A 21,361-nucleotide genomic window follows, 5' to 3' on the forward strand; every position below is an offset into this window, starting at 1 on the left:
GCACAGCGTCAACGCCCGGACGGCGGCGCCGTCAAGGCCCGGCCGGTGAAGCCCGGGGCGCTCTTCGACAGCCGCGCCACCTCATCCCTGGGCGCGTAGAACAGCGACGTCTGGCCGCTGGTGCGGAAGGTGAACGCCCACGTGGCGCCGTTCGTCCCGAAGTACTCGAAGGCGGTCGGGTCCGTGGCGGCCACGTAACTGTCCTCAGGGTGGGCGTTCGTCCACGGGCGCCACTCGCCCGACCCCTGGATCGTCTCGCCGGTGCTGTAGATCTTGCCGTCCTGACCGCGGGCGACCACCTCGGTCTTGCCGCTGCCGGGGCTGATCAGCGCGGACGGGGCACCGGCGGCCACGAAGTCCCCGACCGGCGTCCAGTCCTGCGGGAAGCCGCCGGAGGCGTCCTGCATCTTGGTCAGGATCCGGCCGTCCGCGGCCCGCACGAAGATCCGCAGCCTGCTGCCCGGGTAGACGACCACCGACGCCGTTCCCGAGAAGCCCGGTCCGCTGATCGCCGCGCATCCCGACACGACGCCGCGGGCGTACAGCGCGGTCCGCCAGGTGCCGGAGGCGTCCAGCACGAAGATCCGCACCCCGTTGGCCACCGGGACCACCACCGGAGCGGTGGTCGCGGCCAACCCGGTCATCCCGAGGTTGATCCAGTCCTTGTGGGGGTCGTTCGCGCCGTACTGCGGCAGCGCCCACAGCACCCCGGCCGCGTCCACCGCGAACGCCACCAAAGTGTCGTCATGCCTGGCCACGGAGACATGCGAGGCCATCGGCCGGGTGGTGTCGGCCCACGCGCCCCAGGCCGCAGGCGACTTGGTGGCCTGGGTCATCGTCCACACCGGCCCGTTGACGTTGTGCGCCAGCATCTGCAGCCGCCCGTCGGCCTGCTCGGCGAGGGCCGGCTGACCCGTGAACGCCTCGTTCCCGTGCACGGCCGTCCACTGCACCGAGGAGATCGCCGACGGATCCGCGCGGCCGTGCAGCAGCCGCCCGATGTTGTCGGCGTAGGCGAGCTCGATCATGCCGACCGAGGCGCCGCCGACCGGCGATGCCTGAACCACCGTCGTCCGGGAGAACGACTCGATCGGCACGCTGTCCGCGGCCGCACCGGCCTTGGCGGTGCCCGCCGTGGCGGCCGCCGCCGCGGTGCATCCGCTCACCGGCTCCTTGAAGTAGGCGAACACGTCCACCCAGACGCGGACGCTCGTGGAGCTGGCGTTCTGAATCGTGATCTTGCCGTCGGTGCCGAGCTTGGCGGGCAGAGCGCCGCTGTAGGCGGTGCCGGCCTGGTAGGTCACCGTGTGGATCGACGGGGCCGCCATGCCCGCCGGGAAGACCCGGACGGTGCCGTTGCCGGACCCGTACGTCGTGGCGTTGAGGTAGACGCCGGTCACCCCCGACGCCGGCGCCCAGCGGCGCGAGCGTGTACGTGCCGTTCGCGGCGATCGTCACGTCAGTGGCGAGACGCGCCGGGGTGAGGGCGTGGGTCGTCGAGCCGCGCACGGGGGCGTTCGGCCTGGCCCAGTAGCCCGTCACGTCCAGGGTGACGGTGACCGCCTGGGAACCGGCGTTGTTGATGTTGACCTTGCCGTCGGCGCCCACCCTCGCGATCACCTGGTTCTGGAAGGTCAGGTTGAGCCCGTAGTCCAGATTGGTGTCACCGGGTTTCGTCCCGTCCGAGGGGTAGACGACGAGCTTGCCGCTGGTCGAGCTCTTGGCGGACATGGTGAACAGCACGTCCGAGACTCCGGTGCTGGGCAGCCCCGCCTTGCCCAACGGCGCCACCTGGACGGTGCCGTTGGCCGGAACGCTCACCTGGCCGAAACGGGTCGGGGTGAGCGGGACGAGCGTCGGGCCGGCCGCGCCCCCGGCGGCGTTGAGGGTGTAGCCGTGCACGTCGGCGTAGACGGTGACGGCGCTGGCATCCTCATTGCTGATGACAACTCTGCCGTCGGAGCCGACCTTCGTGAACACCAGGTTCTGCGTGTAGAAGCCCTTGCGGTACCGGATCGCCGTGGTGTCGGGCTTGGCGACCCCCGACGGATAGACGATCAGTTGGCCCGTGCCGTCGGCGCCACTCACCGCTATGTTCAGGGCCACCGACGCCACACCGGAGGACGGAATGCCGGCCTTGCCGGAGATCTGCACCGTGGCGGTCGAATCAGCGGCGATCTTCAGGGCGTCGGCAACCGCCCCGCGCACCTTGTACCACTGCCCCGCCTCGGGCGGACTGGCGGGAACCGCGCTGGCCCCGAATTCACCTTTGGCGTTCCAGCGCGTCTGCGCCGCACCGGATGATGACGTCGATACGACGGCGAGCGCCACCCCGAGCACGATTGTGAGAACTGCGGAAACAATACGCGAGCTACTTCTCCGCACCCCGCCCCCTTAGCCGAAACGCCGCGGGAAGCGGGCCGCGACGTGATCAAGACAGGCTTTCAAGAGAGGAACACGGCGAGACGGCAGACAAGAGAGAAGGCCGGATGCGGTCAGTGGTCACTGACTCCATCTGGCCGCTGTGGCAGTGACCATCAATTTTGACCTGCGCCTTTGCGTGAGGCGGTGGCACGCCCATGCTGTCTAGACCACATGCAGTGCCAAACATCACATCCAGCCCGGCGGCGAGGGCGAGATTTCACGGCGGCGCACAGTTGCGACCGAGGGCGCCGTAGGGCTCCCAGGTCACTCCTGACCAGCGGAAACCGACGCGCGAGACCCTTCATCGCGGGGAGCTGACGCGTCTTGGAATTTTGCAGACATCTGAGCAAAAAAGGCGCAGATCACATCGCAGCGCTGAAGGCAGGCCGCGGCGGCCCTGACTGTCGACGCGAGCGGCGAGGCGTTCCGGCGCGACCAGTCGCCGAGGACGGCCCAACAGGGCGCGGGTACGGTTACCCGCGCCCTGTTGGGCCGTGGTCCTGGGTGATTAGGCGAGGCCGACACATCATCACGCACTGGCCCGTCAGCGTATTCAACAACGCACTGCACCGTTCATGATGAGCGTTTCGACCATTGGGCCTGCACAAACACATATAGGTTCCCGGTTCACCTTTGTATCGGAGGTCTCCACCACTGAGGCCGTGGTGTCATACGCGTCCTACAGCGTCTCGCTCACCCAGCGCCAGCCGCGGTCGTCCTTGTGGGCGTAGACGAGGTGGGCGCCGCTGGAAGCCGCGAGTTCGGAGATCATCCGAATCAGCTGGCAATGGAAATCACCGGGCGGTCGGCCGGAAGCCGACCCCTCCAGCAGAGCCACCGTGACCCTCGCCTCGTCCCGGAGCTGCGCAGTCAGCCGACCGGTGCCGTCGAAGCGAATCAAGACGATCGCATCAGCGCGGACCAGGTCGCCACCATCATGGGCCGCGATCCATACGTCGGCCGCCGTTGCACTCATGACCGTCATCTCCCAGGTTCAGGAACCGCAATGCACCAGGTCACGCACCCGCAGCGATGCCAACGCCACGCCCGGCGGAGAGGGAGGAGACCACCGGGTTGGCCCCTGGTCATCGACAGGGCGGCGTGTCGTGGCGGCCAGCACCACTCGGCGGCGTGCCGGGCCGAACAGTCGCCGCCCGCCGCCGGTAGCCACCCCAACCGGCCGCCGCCATACGTGCGCGGCCCGCCGACCGCGCAGCCGCACACGGCGACCGCGCTATTCAGTGGCCGACCCGCACCGCCACCGCGTGGCCGTGGCCGCCCTGTGGCAGAGGGTGCGCGCCGACCGCGCGGCGCCCGGCACCGGGAGTCGCGGTGGCGAGTGGCCGCGACGCGGTCGGTGTCCATGTGCAGGGGCCGCAGTTCACCGCGTTCAGTCGAGGTGATCCGCACGTCGCGCATGTTCAGCGCCAGGACCAGTTGATTGCCTCCTCCCACCCGGCCACTTGCCGCAGAAGCGTGGGTGCCGTCGCGCTGAGTGCCGGAAATGCGGCGACCTCACGCGGTGGAGATGTCACAGGTCGCCAGAATTTCCTCCGGCCAGGCACTGGCCGCCCCGGCGGCCGATCCGTTCAGCGCGGCATATGCGTGCGTCTGCGCCGCCTCGGGCGGAACCACCAGCAGCAGGAAGGTGTCCATCCGGCCCCGAATCACGACGACCACATGGCCGAGCCCCGGAAGACCGCCCACCTTCACCTTCCGCCCGGCGACGGTGATGTCGCCCGGCACGTGCTCCCAGTAGTCGGTGTCGATGGCGAGATGCGTCACCCTGCCAAGGTGCCCGGCCAGCCCGGCGACCAGTTCCGGTAGTTCGGTACTGGCGTCATGTGAACGCGGCCACCAGCCGCCGTCCAAAGCTCCACGGTGCGCGGTGCCCGCCGCCAGACACAACCTCGCCCCGCGGGGGTCGGCCCGAGGACCCGTAGTGAAATCGTTGGTGTCGTGGGCCATGCCGTCTGCCCCGTCCTCGGCTTCAAAAGCCGGGTAGCCAATCACCCCGGGCGACGCCGGCATCGACACCAGCGCTCGAAGAACCCTTGGCATTTCAACCCTACGTCGCACGACATCAGCAAGCGAACGCGTCCTCCGCCACCTGTTCGCCTGGCCCGTTGAGGGGGCGGTAAGCCTGGGAGGTCTGCCTTCGGTCCGGCTGGCGTCGGTGGGGTGTCGTTGCGTCTCTGCAGGTCCGCTGTGTGTTTCCAGGCGTAATGTCGGAGGGGTAGGTGGATCTGCGCCGGCGCTGATCGCTGCTGGTGCGGGCCGGTGTCAGCCGGCGCGGTCAGCTGACTGGGGGAACGGCATGGCGGAGCGTCCGGCCGGCGGACACGGTGAGGGGCTGCGGTGGGCGGCGGAACCCGGGTTCTGGCGCGACGTGTTCGACCATCTGGGCGCCGGGCTGGCGGTGGTGGACTCGGCGGGCCTGATCGCGGCGATCAATCCCGCCGCGGAGGACCTGCTGGGCCGCACCGCGGCGGCGATGCTGGGAAGGAACTTCCACGACCTGCTGCATCGCGACGCCGACGGAGCGACGCCGCACCGGGCGCCCTGCCCGCTCCTGACGGCTCTGACCCACGGCACCGCCGCCCACGCCGAGACGGACGGCTTCACGCGCGGTGACGGGCGGCCGGTCCGGGTGACCTGGTCCGGCACTCCCGTGATCAAGGATGGCGGCGTGGTGGGCATGACCGTCCTGTTCGCCGACATCACCGCCAGCGAGGCGGCGCACGCCGACCGGGCGGCGCATGTGGTCGCCCTGGAGAACCGCACCGGCCGACTGACCCTGGTCGCGGAGATCAATTCGGTGCTGGCCCAGCCCCTGGACACCGAGGTGGCGCTGAGCCGACTGGCCCGCCTGCTGGTTCCCCGCCTGGCCGACTGGGCCGCCGTGGACCTGTGCGTCGAATCAGGGCGGGTCCACAGGGTGGCGGTCGTCGGCCCCGAAGGCCGGAACTTCGACCAGGAGGCGTGGCGGGGTCCCTTGCCGCCGCCTGCCGCGCATTCCCGTTCGTCCTTGGTGCGGGTTCTGCACGGCGGCGAGCCCGCCTTGCTGGGGCCGCGGGAGATCGCCGCCCCGCCCGACTGCTCCCTGGCCGCCGTGCAGGCCGCGTTCCTACAGGCGACGGGCGCCGTCTCCGCCGTCGTCGCGCCCCTGGGCACCGCCCGGCAGATCACCGGAGCCCTCACCCTGGCCCGTACCGATCCGGCCCGGCACTTCGACACCGCGGAACTGGCGCTGGCCCGCGACATCGGCCGCCAGGTCGGCCTCGCCATCGACAACGCCCGCGCCTTCGGCCGGCAACGCGAGATCGCCGAGGCCATGCAGCGCAACCTGCTCGCGCGTCCGCCGCAACCCGGTCCGTTGCGCCTGTGCGCCCGCTACCAGCCCGCCCCCGCCGGTTCCCAGGTCGGCGGCGACTGGTACGACGCCTTCCTGCTGCGCGACGGCGCCGCCGCGCTGGTCATCGGCGACGTCGTCGGCCACGACCTGAACGCCGCCGCCGGCATGGCGCAACTGCATGGGACGCTGCGCTCGCTGGCCTGGGACCGCACCGGCCCGCCGAGCGCCATCATCGAGCGTCTCGACGAGGCCATTCCTTGCATCACCGACGTCCCCATGGCCACCGCGATCCTCGCCCGCGTCGAAGGCCCTGAGAACGGCCCCTGGCGCTTGCACTGGACCAACGCGGGCCATCCCCCGCCTCTTCTGGTCGACCGAGACGGACACGCCGAGTACCTCGACCAGGGGCGAGGCCTGCTCCTGGGCACCGGTCTCAGCAGCGACGCCCGTCCCGACGCCACCGCCCCGCTGTCGCCCGGTTCCACGCTCCTGCTCTACACCGACGGCCTGATCGAAGTGCCCGGTATCGATCTGGACGCCGGCCTGGAAGACCTGCGCCGCCACGCAGCCGCCCTCGCCCGCCACCCCCTGGAGGACTTCTGCGACCAGATTTTGAACCGCGTCCCCGTCAGCAACACCGACGACATCGCCCTGCTGGCTCTGCGGATCCCCCTGCCCGCTTCGGGACGGTAGATCGCCGGGAATCGCTTGGGCGGTCGAGCAGCGGGCGTCCGATGCGCTCCTCGGCGTGGTCGGGGTGGGCGAGCCGTTCGGTCCGCCGTGCGCACGGCATGTGCCGGACGCCGAGTGTCACAGGATCCGCCGATCGGCAGTGTCGTTCTTCTCGGAGACGCGGGCCGAGATCACGTTGGCCAGGTTGATGACGATCGCGCTGGTGTCGGGCTCGCGGCTGGAGCGCGCCTGGGTCAGGACGAGGCTGCGGCGCTCGTTGAGAGCGCGGGTGATGACCTCGACCGCTTGCCCCAATCCTGCGAAGTCGCCGGTGACGAAGGAGACGTCGTCGCCTCCCACCGGATGGATGCGAATGATCAGTTCGGGATTGCCTGACGTCGCGTCCGGCATGGTCGTCCTCCTCGATAGACGCCGGGTCAGCGCCCGCAGTCGGTGCTCGCCACCTGGCGAACGCTTTCTGGAGGGGCCCTTGGAAAGCCGGCATCCGGCCGGTCCGGACATCGCCGCACGGTGGCGCCCTCTCTGAGGGGTCTTGCCCCTACAAGGACATCGAAATCGGTGGCGGCTCCCACCCCCGACGAACTGTCGGCGCGGCGCAGCCGCCCCCCGATGGCAGCTGCCCAACCGATCGCACTGCGGGCGCCGGGTTAGGAACGGCATTCGCGCAACGGAGGCGTCCAAGTCGAAGGCTGCGCACGCCAGGACGGCAGGAGGGCGCAGTGAGCACACGAAAACACCGGACGGATCCGACAGCCAAAATCGCGCATCGGATCGAGGCGGCACCCCGCATGTGACCACAGGGTTAGAAAAGGGTTTTGGCGATGATTTTGCGTGAGCAAGTCATTACGATAAGTGACCTTCCGAGTGCGGGGTGCGTCGGTTAGGGGGTCTGCGGTGATCACTGCGGATCTGGCGGGACTGCTTGACGGGCATCTGCGTCGCCGACCGGAGGCGGTGGCCTGCCGAACGGCGGTTGCGGTGACCTATGCGGAACTGGCGCGGTTGGTGGACGACACGGCGGCGGCCCTGAGACGAACCGGGGTGCGGGTCGGCACGCGCACGGTCGTGCTCGTACCGCCCGGCCCCGACCTGCTCGCCGTGGTGTTCGCCCTGCTGCGGTTGCGCGCGGTGCCCGTCGTGGTCGATCCGGGGCTGCCGCCGGGGCAGCTGCGCTCGTGCCTGGCCGAGGCGGCGCCCGAGGTGTTCATCGGCATCCCCCGCGCCCAGGTCGCCCGGCTGGTGTTCGGCTGGGGGCGCGGCAGCGTGCACACCAGCATCACCGTCGGGCCGAGGCGGCTGTGGCTGGGCACCAGGCCGCACCGTCCGCGCCCGCCGTGCCGCGCCCCCGCGTACGAGGCCGGGCGGGGCGACGACCTGGCGCTGCTCGCCTACACCTCGGGCTCCACCGGCCCGCCAAAAGGGGTGCCGCTGCGCCGTCGGCACCTGCTGCCGCTGCTGCGGATGCTCAGGGACAACGCGGCGGTCGGGCCGGGCACTCGGATGCTTTCCACGTTTCCGTCGTTCGCAATGGCGGCACCCCTGCTGGGCGCGACGGTCGTATGCCCCGACATTGATCCGCGGCGGCTTGACCGGGCCAGCCCGGCCGCCCTGGTGGACGACATCCGCCGGTACGGGGTGGCGGCGTTGTTCGCCGCGCCGGCGCTGCTCGACCGGCTGGCGCGTTACTGCCTGGACAGGGGGCTCGTCCTGGACTCGCTCAACGTGGTGCTGACGGCGGGAGCGCCCCTGTCACCGACCGTGCTCGGCCGCGTGCGCGGCTTCCTGAAACCGCAGGCGGTCACCTACTCGGTGTACGGGGCGACGGAGTGCATGCCGGTCAGCGCCATCGCCTGCGGCGAGCTCGCGGCCACCGCCGCCGCCACCAACGGCGGCGCCGGGACCTGCCTGGGCACCCCCTTGGAGGACGCCCAGGTCCGTGTCATCGCCGTCTCCGACGAGCCGATCGTCCGGTGGAGCGACGACCTGCTCGTCGCGCCGGGCACCGTCGGCGAGATCACCGTGACATCGCCCGCGGTCAGCGACCCCTACCTGCACCGTCCCGAGGCCACCGCACTGGCCCGCATCGCCGACGGTGACCAGGTCGTGCACCGCATGGGCGACCTCGGGACCATCGACGCGCACGGACGGTTGTGGTTCGCTGGCCGCAAGTGCGAACGCGTCCGCACCGAGCACGGCGACTGGTACACCGACCACGTCGAGCCGATCTTCAACACGGTGCGCGGTGTGCACCGCACGGCTCTCGTCGGCGTCGGAGCGGCCCCCGCGCAGCGTCCCGTACTCGTGGTCGAGCCCGAGCCCGGCACATCCCGCCGCGAGCGCGCCCGCATCCGCACCGACCTGTTGGACCTGGCCCAGCAGCAACCACACACCGCCGGGCTCGCCGACGTGCTGTTCCACCGCCGCTTCCCGATGGACGTCCGCCACCACAGCAAGATTCGCAGGCACGTCCTGGCCGCTTGGGCCGCCCACCGCCTCAAGTCCGGCGACCGCGTGGCCTGGTGAAGGCGCCGGTGCCCGGAGGCGGCCGGCTCGAACAGACCATCTGCCAACGACCAGCCGAACACAACGACACCACCCACCCACACCCAGCCGACCGAAACCTCCTTCCACACCTAACGCCACTCACACCCCGCCCCAGTCCAAGCCACCACGGACGAGCGCGACACCACCAACGCGGGCATAAACAACCGACACCGGGAGCACGAACAGATCAACGTGCACGGCACCCGCAACGTGCTGAGCTGCTGCATCCGGACCAGCGCCGACCTGGTGTACACCATGTCGCCGAGCGTGGTCCACGACGGACGCAACCTGGAGTGGGAACGATCCCGCCCCCAACGCCCGCCGATTTCTGACCGCCTATCCTCACACCAAGCGGCAGCCGAAACGCTGGTGCGCGCGGCCGCGCAGCAACTCCCGACCATGGTGCTGCGGCCGCATTGAACCGGGGCCAGGCGGCCCGTATTTCCTTCGCCGGTAGCCCGGCCTCGTCGCCTCCGGCTGCCGGCCGCCAGACAAAGCGCCGACCAGCACAGGACACCGCGCTTTCGATTGCTGTGACGTGGGGCAGCTCATTTTCCGGTGTCCCGCATGAGGGAGTCCATGCCGTACCCGTCGAGCTGCGTGTCGGCGGAGATTTGGTCGGCGGGCAGCGCCAGGACGTCCGCGAGCTACCGGGTGACCTGTTTCCGCCACGACGGCGTGGGCCTTCTCAGGGGGTCATCTCCGCCGAGGTCCCAAGGTCGCCGGCAGCCTGCTGTTCGCCGCCCGCCGCCAGCACCGGCGACAGCAGCGACCCCTCCAGGCCCGGCAGCATGCGGCGGAGCCGTCCCCAGTCGCAGCGGCCGACCATGGTGACGTCGCTGCCCTCGGCGAGCATGTCCTCCAGGGCGAGGAGGGCTTGGCCGGGCGGCATGGGCGCGATGCCGAGCTTGCCCAGCGCCCGCTCCTGGGCGCCGGTGTCGGCCAGCGCCCCCAGGCTGATCGCCAGGGCTGGGCGGCCGTCGCGGCGGCGGCGCCGGGCCAGGGCCTCCAGGAACAGGTTGGCGGCGACGTAGGGGGCCTGGCGGATGTTGCCCACGGTGGTGATGGACGAGCACAGCACGAACAGGTCCAGAGGCCGGTCGCGGGTCAGTTCGTCCAACACCATCGCTCCGGCGACCTTGGGATGCAGGACGGCGGCGAAGCGGGTGTCGTCGAGGTCGGCGAGCGGTGCGTCGTCCAGGTGCATCGCCGCGTGCACGACGCCGCGGAGCGAGTGGCCGGCGGCGTCCAGCGTGTCCAGAACCGCGCGCATGGCGTCGAGGTCGGCGGCGTCGGCGGCATGCGCGTGGGCGGTGGCTCCCAGGCGTTCCAGCTCGGTCAGCAGGGCGGGCGCTCCGGGGGTGGCGGCACCGCGGCGCCCGACGAGGGCCAAATGACGGGCGCCGTGCCGGGCGAGCCAGCGGGCGATCTCGGCGCCGAAGCCGCTCAGGCCGCCGGTGACCAGGTAGGTGCCGTCCGGGTCGAGGCGGGGCGGGCGGCGCGGCAGTTCGACGGCGGCGGGGGCGTCCGCCGGATCACAGGAGATGGTGATCTTGCCGATGTGCCGGGAGTGGCGCGTCAGGGTGAACGCGTCCGCGATCCGCGAGGCCGGGTACACGGTGTGCGGCATCGCCCCGCCCCCGCCGAGCAGCAGGTCCATGAAGCCGGAGTCCACGGCCGCCAGGTCGGGGTCCTTCCGCATCAGCGTGCCGACGTCCAGGACGAACAGGGAGATGTTGTCGGCCAGGGCGCGAAGCAGCAGCGGCTTGTCCTCGAAGATGTCGCGTTTGCCCAGTTCGACGAACCTGCCGCCGTGCCGCAGGCACTCCAGGCCACGTGTGATGGCCTCCCCCGCCAGGGAGTTGAGGACGACGTCGACGCCGCGGCCCCCGGTCAGGTCGCCGATCTGCTCGGCGAAGCGGAGGCTGCGCGAGTCCAGGACGTGCTCGACGCCCATGGCGCGCAGGAGGTCGCGTTTGGCCGGCGTCCCGGCGGTGGCGATCACGTGGGCGCCGCGCAGGCGGGCGTAGTGCAGCGCGGCGAACCCGACGCCGCCGGCGCCGCCGTGGACGAGCACGGTCTCGCCCGGTTGGAGGCGGGCCAGCCGCTCCAGCGCGTGGTAGACGGTGCCGAAGGCCAGCGGCAGGGCGGCCGCCTCGGTGAACGGCATCCGCTGCGGGATGAGGCGGGTCGCCCACGTCTCGGCCACCGCGTGGCTGGCCATTCCGATCGCGCCCGACGCCATGACCCGGTCACCGGGGGCGAACTCCGAGACGTCCGGTCCGACGGCGGTGACGATGCCCGCGCATTCCAGGCCCAGTTCGTGGCCGCCGTAGACGGCTTCGATGGCCTCGCCGGGCAGCAGGTCGGCCGCGCGCATCACATCGCAATAGTTCAGCCCCAGCGCCCGCGTCTCGATCAGCACCTGCCCCTGCCCGGGCTCGGGCACCGGCGTCCGCTCCCACACGAGGGTGGACGACGGGCCTGGTTCGCGAACTTTCAGCCGGTACGCACCGTCGGCACGGGGGACGGGCAGCCGCTCGCCGATCTTCACCAGCCGCGGCACGAACCGCCCGTTGGGGGCCAGGACGACCTCATCGTCCTCGCCGGGGGCCTGCAGTTCGGCGGCCAGCCGGGCGGCGTCGCGGGCCGGGTCGCCCGTGAGGTGCAGGCAGAGCCGCCGTACGGTCAGGCGCGGGTGTTCGTTGCCGAGGGTGCGCGCCGTGCCCCAGGTCGCCGCGTCCTCCGGGTGGGCGGACGCGTCCGGCAGGTCCGGCTCCGGTAGCGCTCCGCAGGGACGTGTCACCAGCCACAGCTGCACGTCCCGGTCGCCCGGCAGTTGCTCGGCGGCCAGCGCAATGGCGCGCAGCGCGGCGGCGCGGCGTGTGACCAGGTCCACGGCGGCATCCGGGCGCAAGTCCGCGGGGCCGCCCAAGACGAGTGTGAAGCCGATGGACGAGGCGTCGGCCGGTACGTGGGCGAGCCAGTGCTGCGGATCGTCCCGCAGCGCGACCCGGCGGACCTGCGCGCCGCGTTCGTCCAGCACCGCGCCGAGCGCCTCGGTGAGGGCCTGCCCGTCTTCCTCCGCCGCGACGAGCCAGGTCGTGTCCGGGGCGTGCGGCTGCGTCTCCACGTCGGTGGGGCCGCCGCGAGAGTCCTCCGCGTCCCCGCAAGTGGTGCGCACCGGGGCCAGCGGTGCGGCGGCGAGGAGGACGGAGAAGTCGCCGCGGGCGGGTTCGCGGTCGTCGCCGGTCAGGACGGTCCCGGAGAACCCGGCGTCGGACAGCAGCTTCGGCCACCGCTCGCGGGGCACCAGCGGCGAGCGGGGCCGGACGTCGCGGTCGGTGGCCGCCCAGAACTCGGGGAGCAGGCCGAGGAAGGGCAGCAGCGTGGCGGGGCGGTGCGGCTCGGCGGCCAGCAGCAGCCCGCCCGGGGACAGGACGCGGGCCAGGCGGCGCAGCGCGGCGGTAAGGTCCTCGGCCAGGTGCAGCACGCCGGCGGCCACGACCAGGTCGAAGCCGCCGGGGTCGCAGCCCTGCTCGACCAGGTCGCGGTTGAGGTCGAGGCCGCGGACGTCCGCGAAGTCGTGCCCGGCGGTGCGCTGCCGCAGCCGGGCCAGGGCCCCGTCGGCGACATCGGTGACCAGGTAGCGGGTGCGGTCGGCGGGCAGCACCGGCAGCAGCGTGGCCGTGGTGCCACCCGTCCCGGCGCCGACCTCCAGGACGCGCAGCGGGCGGTCGGCGGGCCACCGCCGGACGATCCGCCCGACCAGCGCGCGGATGATCCGGTTGGTGAACGAGCTGATCGGGCCGCTGTCGTGGACCTGGTCGAGCAGTTCCCGTCCGCCGCCCGAGGTGAGCACGTCGGCGGCGGTGCGGCGGCCGCCGAGCAGTTCGGCGAGGCGCCGTCCCGCGCGGACGGTCAGGGCGGTCTGGGCGGCGAAGGGGCCGCTTTCGGCGATCAGCTCGCGGTGCAGGTCCGCGACGTCGCGGCGTGGCGGGGGCAGGTGCACGCCGTCGTCGTCGTGCTGCAGCAGGCCATGGCGTTCCAGCAGCGGCACGGCCATGCGCAGCATGTCGCGGTGGTGCGGCTCCCGGCAGGTCTGCAGCAGGTCGTCCATGCCGAAGGGTCCGGTGCGGCCGCCGCTCAACGTGGTCAGCGCGTCGGCGAGAGAGTGGGCGAACGTCTCCTCCAGCTTGGACGTGTAGGAGGGGTAGTTCACCTCGTGCCAGGCCGTGCGCAGGGCGGCGATATCGGCGGCCGCCTCCTCGACGAGTTCACGGGGGCCGGGCAGCGGCCACGGGGCGGCACCGGTTCGCGGTGCGGCCCGCAACTCCAGCCGGTAGCGCGCCACCGCGGAGTCCTGGGAGACGGGCACGCGGCGCAATCGGCAGCGTTCGACCTCCACGGCGACGTTGCCTTCGGTGTCGGTGATGGTGAAGTCCCAGCACACCTCGTCGGCACCCTTGGACCGCTCGCGCACGTATACCAGGCCCTCGGGCGCGGGCCTCCCCCACACGCGCACCGCGCCCATGGCCGCGGGCAGGTAGGCCGTCCCCGCGCGCATGCCCTCCACCAGCCACCATCCTCCGGCTTGCAACGCGCTGTCGAACAGCACCGGGTGCACCTGGTAGGTGTCGTCCCGCTGCGCCGGGCAGGAGTAGGCGCCCAGGATCTCGCCGCCGTCCCCGCTCCACAGCTCTGTCAGGACCTGGAAGTGGGGGCCCCACTCCATATGCCCTTCGGCGGCCTTCGCGTAGTAGTCGGCCACGTCGACGCGGACGCCCGTGCGTTCGCGGATCGCGGCGACGTCCAACCGCGGCGGCGCGGGCCGCAGCAGGTGCCGCACGCGGGCGCGGAAGGTCTCGCGGGGTTGCGCCCCCTGCCGGTCGGCGCCGGCCACGGTGAGCACGCCGGTGTCCGTGGACAGCGACGTCTGGAGGCACGGCGGTTCGGCGTCGGCCGCCATCGGCACCGCCATGGACCGGCCGATGTCGATTCGGTCGACCTCCACCGCCTCGGCCGCCTGCGGCATCACCGACCGTCCGGCGGCGATCGCCATCTCCACGTACGCGGCGGCGGGCATGACGACCGTCCCGCCGAGGCGGTGGTCGGGCACCCACGGCATGACCGACGTCTCGACCCACCCGTGCCAGGTGGGTTCCAGCACCGGTTGCCGTTCGCCGAGCAGCGGGTGCCGGACGATCCCGTCGCCGATCCGGCGTTCCCACGTCTGCGGCCGCCCGATCCAGTGGCGTTCCCGCTGCCAGGGGTAGGCGGGCAGGTCGCGCACCGTGCCGCGCACGGGGAAATGGCGGTCCCACTCCAGGTGCGCCCCCGCCGCGACCAGTTCCGCCGTGACGTGGCGCAGCCGGGCCGGCCCCGGCTCGTGCCGCCGCAGTGTGCCCACCACGGCCGCGCGTGCCCGCGGCGCCGCGTCTGCGAGTCGGTGCAGGTAAGTGCAGAGCACGGGGTGCGGCCCCACTTCCACCAGCACGTCGAACCCGTCGTCCAGCACCCGTTGGACGGCGGCGGCGAACCGGACCGGGTGCCGGACGTTGCGCCACCAGTACTCCACGTCCAGTTGCGGGCCGTCCAGCGGCTCACCCGTCACGGTGGACACCATCGGGATGCGCGCATGACCGGGTGCGATGCCGTCCAGCCCCTCGCGCAACGGCTCCCGGATCTTCTCCATCGCGGAGCTGTGGAACGGGTAGTCGAGGTCCAGTTCCCAGAAGAAGACGTCCTGCTCGCCCAGGTGCTCCCCCAGGCGGCGGAGGGCGTCGGACGTGCCCGCCACCGTGACGTGTCCGTCGGTGTTGACCGCCGCGACCTCCACCCCGGGGAACAGCGGCAGCATCGCCCGGATCCGCTGCTCCGGCAGCCCGACCGACGCCAACCGCCCCATGCCCCGCGTCGCCGACTGCGCCCGCCCCCGCGCGGCGACCACCTGCGCCGCCTGCCCCAGCGTCAGGGCGCCCGCGGTGTAGGCGGCGGCGACCTCTCCCACGCTGTGCCCGAGCACCACGCCCGGACGGACACCCGCCGCCTGCAGCATCTTCACCACCCCGACCTGCACGGCGAACAGCAGCGGCTGGGCGACCTCCGTCTGCGGCAACCGCCACTGCTCCGGCGGCCGTTGCATCTCCTCCAGCACGGACCAGCCCAGCAGCGGGGTCAGCTCGACATCCACCACTTGGATCGCCGCCCTGAACACCTCGTCGTCCAGCAGGTCGGCGCCCATCCCCGCCCACTGCGACCCGTTGCCGGTGAACACGAACGCCATACGCCCCGTCTCCACCGCCGTCCCCACGGCCGCGGGGACTGCGCCGGGATCGCCCTGCGGCTCGGCCAGGGCGCGCAGCCCGCCGGCCGCCGTCGCGGGTGAGGAGGCGAGCACGACGGCGCGATGGCGGTGCAGGCCGCGGCGGCGGGTCGCGGTGTAGGCGACGTCGTAGAAGTCGCGTTCGTCAACCGTGTCCAGATGGGCGGCGGCCCGGTCGAGCGCCTTACGCAACGCCTCACGGGTGCGGGCGGACACCACGAACGGGACGTCCCGCGGGGGTTGGGCAGGCTGCTGCGGACGCTCGTCCGGGGCGGGCGGAGGCGCGAGCACCACGTGCGCGTTGGCGCCGCCGAACCCGAACGAGTTGACGCCGACCACCGAACGTTCGTCCACCATGGGCAGCCGTATCGCCCGCGAGGCGACCTGCAGGTTCAGGCCGTCGAAGTCGATGTCGGGATTGGGGCGCTCGGCGTGCAGCGAGGCCGGGACCGCCCGGTGCCGCAGAACCAGCAGCGCCTTGCACAGGCCTGCCATGCCCGACGCGGGCTCCAGGTGCCCCAGGTTGGACTTCACCGACCCGATCGGCAACGGCTCGCCCGTGCGCCGCCGCCCCAGCGCCCGACCGATCGCCCGGCATTCGACCGGGTCGCCGACGGGGGTGCCCGTGCCGTGCGCCTCCACGTACACCACGTCATCGGGATCGACGCCGGCCTCGTCGTACACCCGCCGCAGCAATTCTTCCTGGGCTTGCGCGCTGGGCGTCGTCAGCCCCGCGGTGCGGCCGTCGCAGTTGGTGCCCGCCCCGACGATCATCGCGTGGATCCGGTCCCCGTCGGCCAGGGCGTCGGCCAGCCGCTTGAGCACAACCACCCCGCCGCCCTCGGCCCGCACATACCCGTCGCCGTCGGCGGAGAAGGCCCGGCAGCGCCCGGTCGGCGACAGCATCGACGCCTGGCTGTACCCCACATAGCCCCCCGGGCTCAGCAACACGTTCACGCCGCCGGCCAACATCACCCGGCCGGTGCCGTCCAGAAGCGCCCGCCAGGCCCGCTCGACCGCCACCAGCGACGAGGAGCACGCCGTGTCCACGCTCATGCTGGGGCCGCGCAGGTCGAAGACGTGCGACAGCCGGTTCGCCGCGATGGACAGCGCGCCTCCGCTGACCGAGTACGGCCCCATGCCGCGCGGCTCCAGCGCCTGCAGTACGCCGTACGCGGGATCGGAGACGCCGACGAACACCCCCGTGTCCGTCCCGGCCAGCCGCTGGGGATCGATGCCCGCGTCGTCCAGCGCCTCCACCGCCATCTCCAGCAGCAACCGCTGCTGCGGGTCCATCGCCGCCGCCTCCTTCGCGGAGATGCCGAAGTAGGCGGCGTCGAAACCGCCGATGTCTTCGAGGAAGCCGCCCGCCCGGGTGTAGCTGCGGTCGGTCCGCGGCCTGCTCTCGTCGACGAACCGTTCGGCCTGGAAGCGGTCCGGCGGCAGCTCCCCCACCAGGTCCGCCTCCCGCTCCAGGGCCGCCCACAGCCCGTCCAGGTCGGTGATGCCGCCCGGCAGCCGGCACCCGACCCCCACCACGGCCACCGCCCGCTCGGACCGCCTCCGCCCGTCACCCATGCGCCGTCCTCCCGCCGCGGACAATCGATCACCACCGACAGCCGTGCTGCCCACCTCCACCCTTGATCACACTTGGTACTCAAGAGATTGCAATCCGCTGGTAAGCCACCTCTACCGCCTCAGCAGCTTCACCTGACCCCACCGCCACCTCTGCCCTGAGCTGCCCGCCGAGAATCAAAAGGCATGACACGTCACAACTAACGCCAAATGGGCGGATGACCGGAAAGTAATTGGTCACGCGAAACTGGCCGCGCACCCGGTCGCGATACCTCCAGGTGGGTGAATGACCTCCACCATGAGCCGCTGACGGCTCACTCCAGCAGGTTGCGACACTGGACCGCCCCGGAAAAGTTGGAGGCCGGAGATGCCCAGGTCAGAGGCACCTGCGGCTGGCTGCCTACGGTGAGGCGGCCGGACGGTTCGGTTCCACCAGATTTGCAAGGGTGGCAGGAGACCTTGTAGCGGGGGCGGGACGGCTGCGGGGGCCTGGGGGGTTCTTGTTCTGGTTGCTCCTTGGCGGCGGTGGCTGGCCACCTGGGGGCTTCTGCTCTGTCTGTTGGCGTCCGGTGCTGTTTTCTTGGGGGCTTTAGCGGGTCGCTAGGCTCGGGGGATGACTACGGCTGATCGGGTCGCGATCGTTGAGGAGATGGTCGCTCTTCCGTTTTCGGAGGAGGGTGATGCCTCCGGCGGGGCGCGTTATGGGCTTCGGGTGCTGCTGGCCAGTCGGGACTTTTGGGACGACCGCAGCGAGGAGATCGTCGAGGCGGCCGAGGAGGAGATTGACGCTGCTCTCCGGGAGTTGGTGGCCGCGTTGACGGCGCGGTGGGGCGAGCCGGAGTCGATCGATCTGGAGCCTTATCTGTGGGCCGAGAGCCCGGCGCCGGAGCCGATCCAGACGCTCTGCGGGCTCAGCGGCAAGATGCTCGTCTGGCAGCGGCCGGATGCGGGACGGTGGCTTGCGCTCGCCGTCGGCCAGGCCGATCCGGAGTTTCCCATTCAGTTGCTCGCGGCGGTTGGTGAAGCCCCCATTCCCGCCGCCGGTGATGAGTGACGGCGCCGTTCTCAGCTGAACGGGGCCCGTAAGGGGTGGGGTTCGTCTTGCGGTGAACCCCACCCCTTCACAGGGTCAGGACAGGTGGTGGACCTCCTGCAGGCTGTACACCGGGGTGGGGATGCCCTCGTACCTGGCCTTGAGCTGCAGCGCCAGGTACAGGGAGTAGTGCCGGGACTGGTGCAGGTTGCCGCCGTGGAACCACAGGCCCTCCTGCTGGGTGGGCTTCCACATGTTGCGCTGCTCCCCCTCCCACGGTCCCGGGTCCTTGGTGGTGTCCGAGCCGAGGCCCCAGCATTTGCCGACCTTGTCGGCCATCTCCTGCCCGACGAGGTCGGCGACCCAGCCGTTCATGGAGCCGTAGCCGGTGGCGTAGACGACCAGGTCGGCGGGCAGTTCGGTGCCGTCCTCCAGGACGACGGCGTCGCGCGTCAGGTGGGAGACCTGGCCGCGGGCGAGCTTGATGTCGCCGTTGATGACCAGGTCGCACGCGCCGACGTCGATGTAGTAGCCGGAGCCGCGGCGCAGGTACTTCATGAACAGGCCGGAGCCGTCGTCGCCGAAGTCGAGGGCGAAGCCGGCCTTCTCCAGGCGCGCGTAGAAGTCGGCGTCGCGTTCCTTGATCTTCTCGTAGAGCGGGATCTGCCACCGGTGCATGATCCGGTAGGGCATGGACGCGAAGATCATGTCGGCCTTGTCGGTGGTGATGCCGTTGCGGACGGCCTCCTCCGAGTACAGGGCGCCCAGGCCGATCTCCATGAGCGAGTCGGACTTGACGACGTGGGTCGAGGAGCGCTGCACCATGGTGACGTCGGCGCCGTGCTCCCACAGTGCCGCGCAGATGTCGTGGGCCGAGTTGTTGGAGCCGATCACCACGGCGCGTTTGCCCGCGTAGGCGTCCGGTCCGGGGTGCCGGGACGAGTGGTGCTGCTCCCCCTCGAACACGTCCATGCCCGGGAACGACGGGATGTTGGGCTTGCCGGACATGCCGGTGGCGAACACCAGGTGCCGCGGCGTGAGGACGACCGGTTCGCCGTCGCGGTCGACGTGCACGGTCCACCGCTTGGCGTCGCCGTCCCAGGACGCGGAGGTGACGTTCGCCCGGGTCCAGTACGGCACCTCCATGACCCGTACGTACATCTCCAGCCAGTCGGCGATCTTGTCTTTGGGCGCGAACACCGGCCAGTTGTCGGGGAACGGCAGGTAGGGCAGGTGGTCGTACCAGACCGGGTCGTGCAGGCACAGGCTCTTGTACCGCTTGCGCCAGGAGTCGCCGGGACGGTCGTTGCGTTCCAGGACGAGCGCGGGCACGCCGAGTTGCCGCAGCCGCGCGCCGAGCGCGATGCCGCCCTGCCCGCCTCCGATGACCGCGACGTACGGCTGCTCCTCCACGCCGAGCCGCGCCGCCTCCAACTCCCGTTCCTCGCGCCATGACCTGCGTCCCTTGACCACTCCGTGCCGGACGCCCTTGGGCCGCCGCTCCCGCATGGGCTCCTCGTGGCCTTTGAGTTCGCGCAGGCTGGTGAGCAGTGTCCAGGCGCCCTCGCCGGTCAGCCGCAGGTGGCCGATGCCGCGTCCGGTGGCGGTCTCGAACGCCAGCCACGCCTCCACGACGCCGTCGGTCTCCACCGGGTCCTCGGTGAGCCGGAAGCCGGACGGGTCGGTGCCGTCGAGGCAGGCGGCGAGCATGTCGGCGACGCCGTCGCGGCCCTCCACGGTCTTGATGTTCCAGGTGAAGGCCACCAGATCGCGCCAGTAGCTCTCGGGCGCGAACATCGCGGCGGCCCGGGCCGGGTCGCGGGCGGCGAGGGCGGACTCGAAGTCGGCCAGCCAGGACTGCACGCGCGTCCGCAACTCGGCGGCGGCCGTGGCGTCGCTCATATGCGCCTTCCCTTCTCCGAAGGTTCTCCGGGTCTTCTCCGGGGGTGGGGCCGGGTGCCTCTCCGGATCGACGGTGTAACGCCGATCACATTCGGGGGCGGCGGCGGGCGGCAAGGGTTGCATCGGATTGCACGGCCTGTGGCGGGGATCACAACACGGATCTATGCTTCGTGGGCATCGCGGGACGTCGCCGGCCTGGGGAGGTGAGGTCGTGCGCGTGCATGCGGCGGTCCGTCCGGGAACCAGCCTGCCCGACTACGCGCGGGAGCTGGTCCGCGTCCACCACGCCGTGATCGGCGGTGAGCGGGCGGCGGCGCCGCTGCGGCCGCGGGCGCTGGTCGCGCGGTCGTGGTCGCGGGTGATGCGGCTCGGCCTCGCCCCGGACGGCGACAACGGCCGCGATCCGCTCGGCGCCGACGAGGTCGCCCGGCGGCGGCTCGACTCGCCGCTCGGCGCGGTGATCGACGAGCTGGGGCAGCTGATCGGTTCGCTGGCCGATTCGGCGCAGTTCCTGCTGGTGGTCACCGACGCCGACGGGGTGATCCTGTGGCGGCAGGGCGCCCCGGCGATCCGCCGCCGCGCCGACGACCTGGGCTTCTGCGAGGGCGCGACGTGGACCGAGGCCAAGGTCGGCACCAACGCGATCGGCACCGCGCTCGCCGAGGCGGCGCCGGTGGAGCTGTTCTCGGCCGAGCATTTCGAGCAGGCGCAGCATCCGTGGTTCTGCACCGCGTCGCCCGTACACGATCCGCGCACCGGGGAACTGCTGGGCGTCGTGGACGTGAGCGGCCCCGCGCTGACGTTGCATCCGGCCATCGGCGCGCTGGTGGAGACCGGGACGCGGCTGGCCGAATCGCGGCTGTGGCAGCGTCACCTGCGGCGGCTGGAGCGGCTGCGGCGGTCGGCGGCGCCGCTGGTGGGCACGTCCGGCGGTCCGCTGCTGCTGGTGGACGACGACGGGTGGGTCGCGCACAGCTCGGGGGTGGCCGCCACCGAACGCGTCGCCGCGCCGGCGGAGGGCCGGGCGCTGGCCGTCCCGGGGTTGGGGCTGTGCCTGCCGGAGCGGCTGCCGGACGGCTGGCTGATCCGTCCCACGTCTCCGGTCAGGCCCATGACGCTCGTACTCGACCTGGCGGAGGCGCCCGTCCTGGAGGTGCGGTCGGGTGACGCGCGCTGGCGGTGCGCGCTGACCACCCGGCACGCCGAGATCCTGCTGCTGTTGCACGCCGCCGGGCCGGACGGGCTGTCGGCGCCGGCGTTGAGCCGGGCGCTGTTCGGCGACGCCGAGCACGTCGTCACCGTTAGGGCGGAGGTGTCGCGGCTGCGGCGTTCGCTCGGCGCGTTCGTGGAGTCCCGCCCGTACCGGCTGGCGGGCGGGGTGCGGATGACTCTCCGGCAGGACCCGGCGGCGTGCCGGTTCGTCCGGGAGTCCACCACGCCCGGGATCCGCGCGCTTCTCGCCCGCACCGCACCGCCGTGACGGTCATGGACTGGGCGGACCACACGGTGT

Annotated in this window: 12 protein-coding genes; 5 read left to right on the forward strand and 7 right to left on the reverse strand. The window is 71.8% G+C overall.

Features of this window, described 5'->3' with window-relative positions; translation table 11 throughout:
* Positions 1–8: 8 nt before the first annotated feature.
* From QSK22_RS25835 to QSK22_RS25845, 3 genes are all read right to left on the reverse strand, one after another.
* Positions 9–1,400, reverse strand: coding sequence for a DUF8189 domain-containing protein (locus QSK22_RS25835; RefSeq protein WP_285496969.1), 1,392 nt, complete (start codon positions 1,398–1,400; stop codon positions 9–11).
* 1,703 nt (positions 1,401–3,103) lie between these two features.
* Positions 3,104–3,400 (reverse strand): hypothetical protein, encoded by a 297-nt coding sequence (locus QSK22_RS25840; protein ID WP_285496970.1) that lies wholly within the window; start codon positions 3,398–3,400, stop codon positions 3,104–3,106.
* Between the two features lie 539 nt (positions 3,401–3,939).
* A complete protein-coding gene (locus QSK22_RS25845) occupies positions 3,940–4,485 on the reverse strand; it encodes a DUF5994 family protein (RefSeq protein ID WP_352231482.1) in 546 nt (181 codons plus the stop codon).
* Between the two features lie 256 nt (positions 4,486–4,741).
* Between QSK22_RS25845 and QSK22_RS25850 the strand changes: the two genes are divergently transcribed.
* Positions 4,742–6,472, forward strand: a complete 1,731-nt coding sequence (locus QSK22_RS25850) for a SpoIIE family protein phosphatase (protein WP_285496971.1) — start codon at positions 4,742–4,744, stop codon at positions 6,470–6,472.
* A 117-nt stretch (positions 6,473–6,589) separates the two neighbouring features.
* On the opposite strand, the gene QSK22_RS25855 is transcribed toward QSK22_RS25850, so the two are convergent.
* A complete protein-coding gene (locus QSK22_RS25855; RefSeq protein ID WP_285496972.1) occupies positions 6,590–6,862 on the reverse strand; it encodes a hypothetical protein in 273 nt (90 codons plus the stop codon).
* Positions 6,863–7,366: 504 nt separating this feature from the next.
* Here QSK22_RS25855 and QSK22_RS25860 point away from each other — a divergent pair.
* Together QSK22_RS25860 and QSK22_RS33835 are read left to right on the forward strand one after the other, a co-directional pair.
* The gene (locus QSK22_RS25860; protein WP_285496973.1) at positions 7,367–8,995 is read left to right on the forward strand and encodes a fatty acid CoA ligase family protein; all 1,629 of its coding nucleotides are present in this window, start codon (positions 7,367–7,369) and stop codon (positions 8,993–8,995) included.
* Positions 8,996–9,172: 177 nt separating this feature from the next.
* Entirely contained in the window at positions 9,173–9,436 is a 264-nt protein-coding gene (locus QSK22_RS33835; protein WP_352231484.1) for an SDR family oxidoreductase, read from the forward strand.
* Between the two features lie 128 nt (positions 9,437–9,564).
* On the opposite strand, the gene QSK22_RS33840 is transcribed toward QSK22_RS33835, so the two are convergent.
* Positions 9,565–9,651 carry a hypothetical protein gene (locus QSK22_RS33840; protein ID WP_352231485.1) on the reverse strand — a complete coding sequence of 29 codons (87 nt, stop codon included), beginning with the start codon at positions 9,649–9,651 and terminating at the stop codon, positions 9,565–9,567.
* Between the two features lie 53 nt (positions 9,652–9,704).
* On the reverse strand, positions 9,705–16,919 hold the full coding sequence (locus QSK22_RS25865) for a type I polyketide synthase (RefSeq protein WP_285496974.1): 7,215 nt from the start codon (positions 16,917–16,919) through the stop codon (positions 9,705–9,707).
* Between the two features lie 610 nt (positions 16,920–17,529).
* Here QSK22_RS25865 and QSK22_RS25870 point away from each other — a divergent pair.
* Positions 17,530–17,970 (forward strand): hypothetical protein, encoded by a 441-nt coding sequence (locus QSK22_RS25870; RefSeq protein WP_285496975.1) that lies wholly within the window; start codon positions 17,530–17,532, stop codon positions 17,968–17,970.
* Positions 17,971–18,045: 75 nt separating this feature from the next.
* Here QSK22_RS25870 and QSK22_RS25875 read toward each other — a convergent pair whose 3' ends face one another.
* The gene (locus QSK22_RS25875; protein ID WP_285496976.1) at positions 18,046–19,851 is read right to left on the reverse strand and encodes a flavin-containing monooxygenase; all 1,806 of its coding nucleotides are present in this window, start codon (positions 19,849–19,851) and stop codon (positions 18,046–18,048) included.
* Positions 19,852–20,062: 211 nt separating this feature from the next.
* Here QSK22_RS25875 and QSK22_RS25880 point away from each other — a divergent pair, with 211 nt between their 5' ends.
* Entirely contained in the window at positions 20,063–21,331 is a 1,269-nt protein-coding gene (locus QSK22_RS25880; RefSeq protein ID WP_285496977.1) for a sigma-54-dependent transcriptional regulator family protein, read from the forward strand.
* Positions 21,332–21,361: the final 30 nt, after the last annotated feature.

This window comes from Actinomadura sp. NBRC 104425, assembly GCF_030269545.1.
Classification (GTDB): Bacteria; Actinomycetota; Actinomycetes; order Streptosporangiales; family Streptosporangiaceae; genus Spirillospora; species Spirillospora keratinilytica.

Excerpts from the sequence above, each read along its gene's own strand:
- QSK22_RS25840 (WP_285496970.1), bottom strand. The coding sequence starts at position 3,400 with ATGAGTGCAACGGCGGCCGACGTATGGATCGCGGCCCATGATGGTGGC.
- QSK22_RS25865 (WP_285496974.1), bottom strand. The coding sequence starts at position 16,919 with ATGGGTGACGGGCGGAGGCGGTCCGAGCGGGCGGTGGCCGTGGTGGGG.
- QSK22_RS25855 (WP_285496972.1), bottom strand. The coding sequence starts at position 6,862 with ATGCCGGACGCGACGTCAGGCAATCCCGAACTGATCATTCGCATCCAT.
- QSK22_RS25870 (WP_285496975.1), top strand. The coding sequence starts at position 17,530 with ATGACTACGGCTGATCGGGTCGCGATCGTTGAGGAGATGGTCGCTCTT.
- QSK22_RS25845 (WP_352231482.1), bottom strand. The coding sequence starts at position 4,485 with ATGCCAAGGGTTCTTCGAGCGCTGGTGTCGATGCCGGCGTCGCCCGGG.
- QSK22_RS25875 (WP_285496976.1), bottom strand. The coding sequence starts at position 19,851 with ATGAGCGACGCCACGGCCGCCGCCGAGTTGCGGACGCGCGTGCAGTCC.
- QSK22_RS25850 (WP_285496971.1), top strand. The coding sequence starts at position 4,742 with ATGGCGGAGCGTCCGGCCGGCGGACACGGTGAGGGGCTGCGGTGGGCG.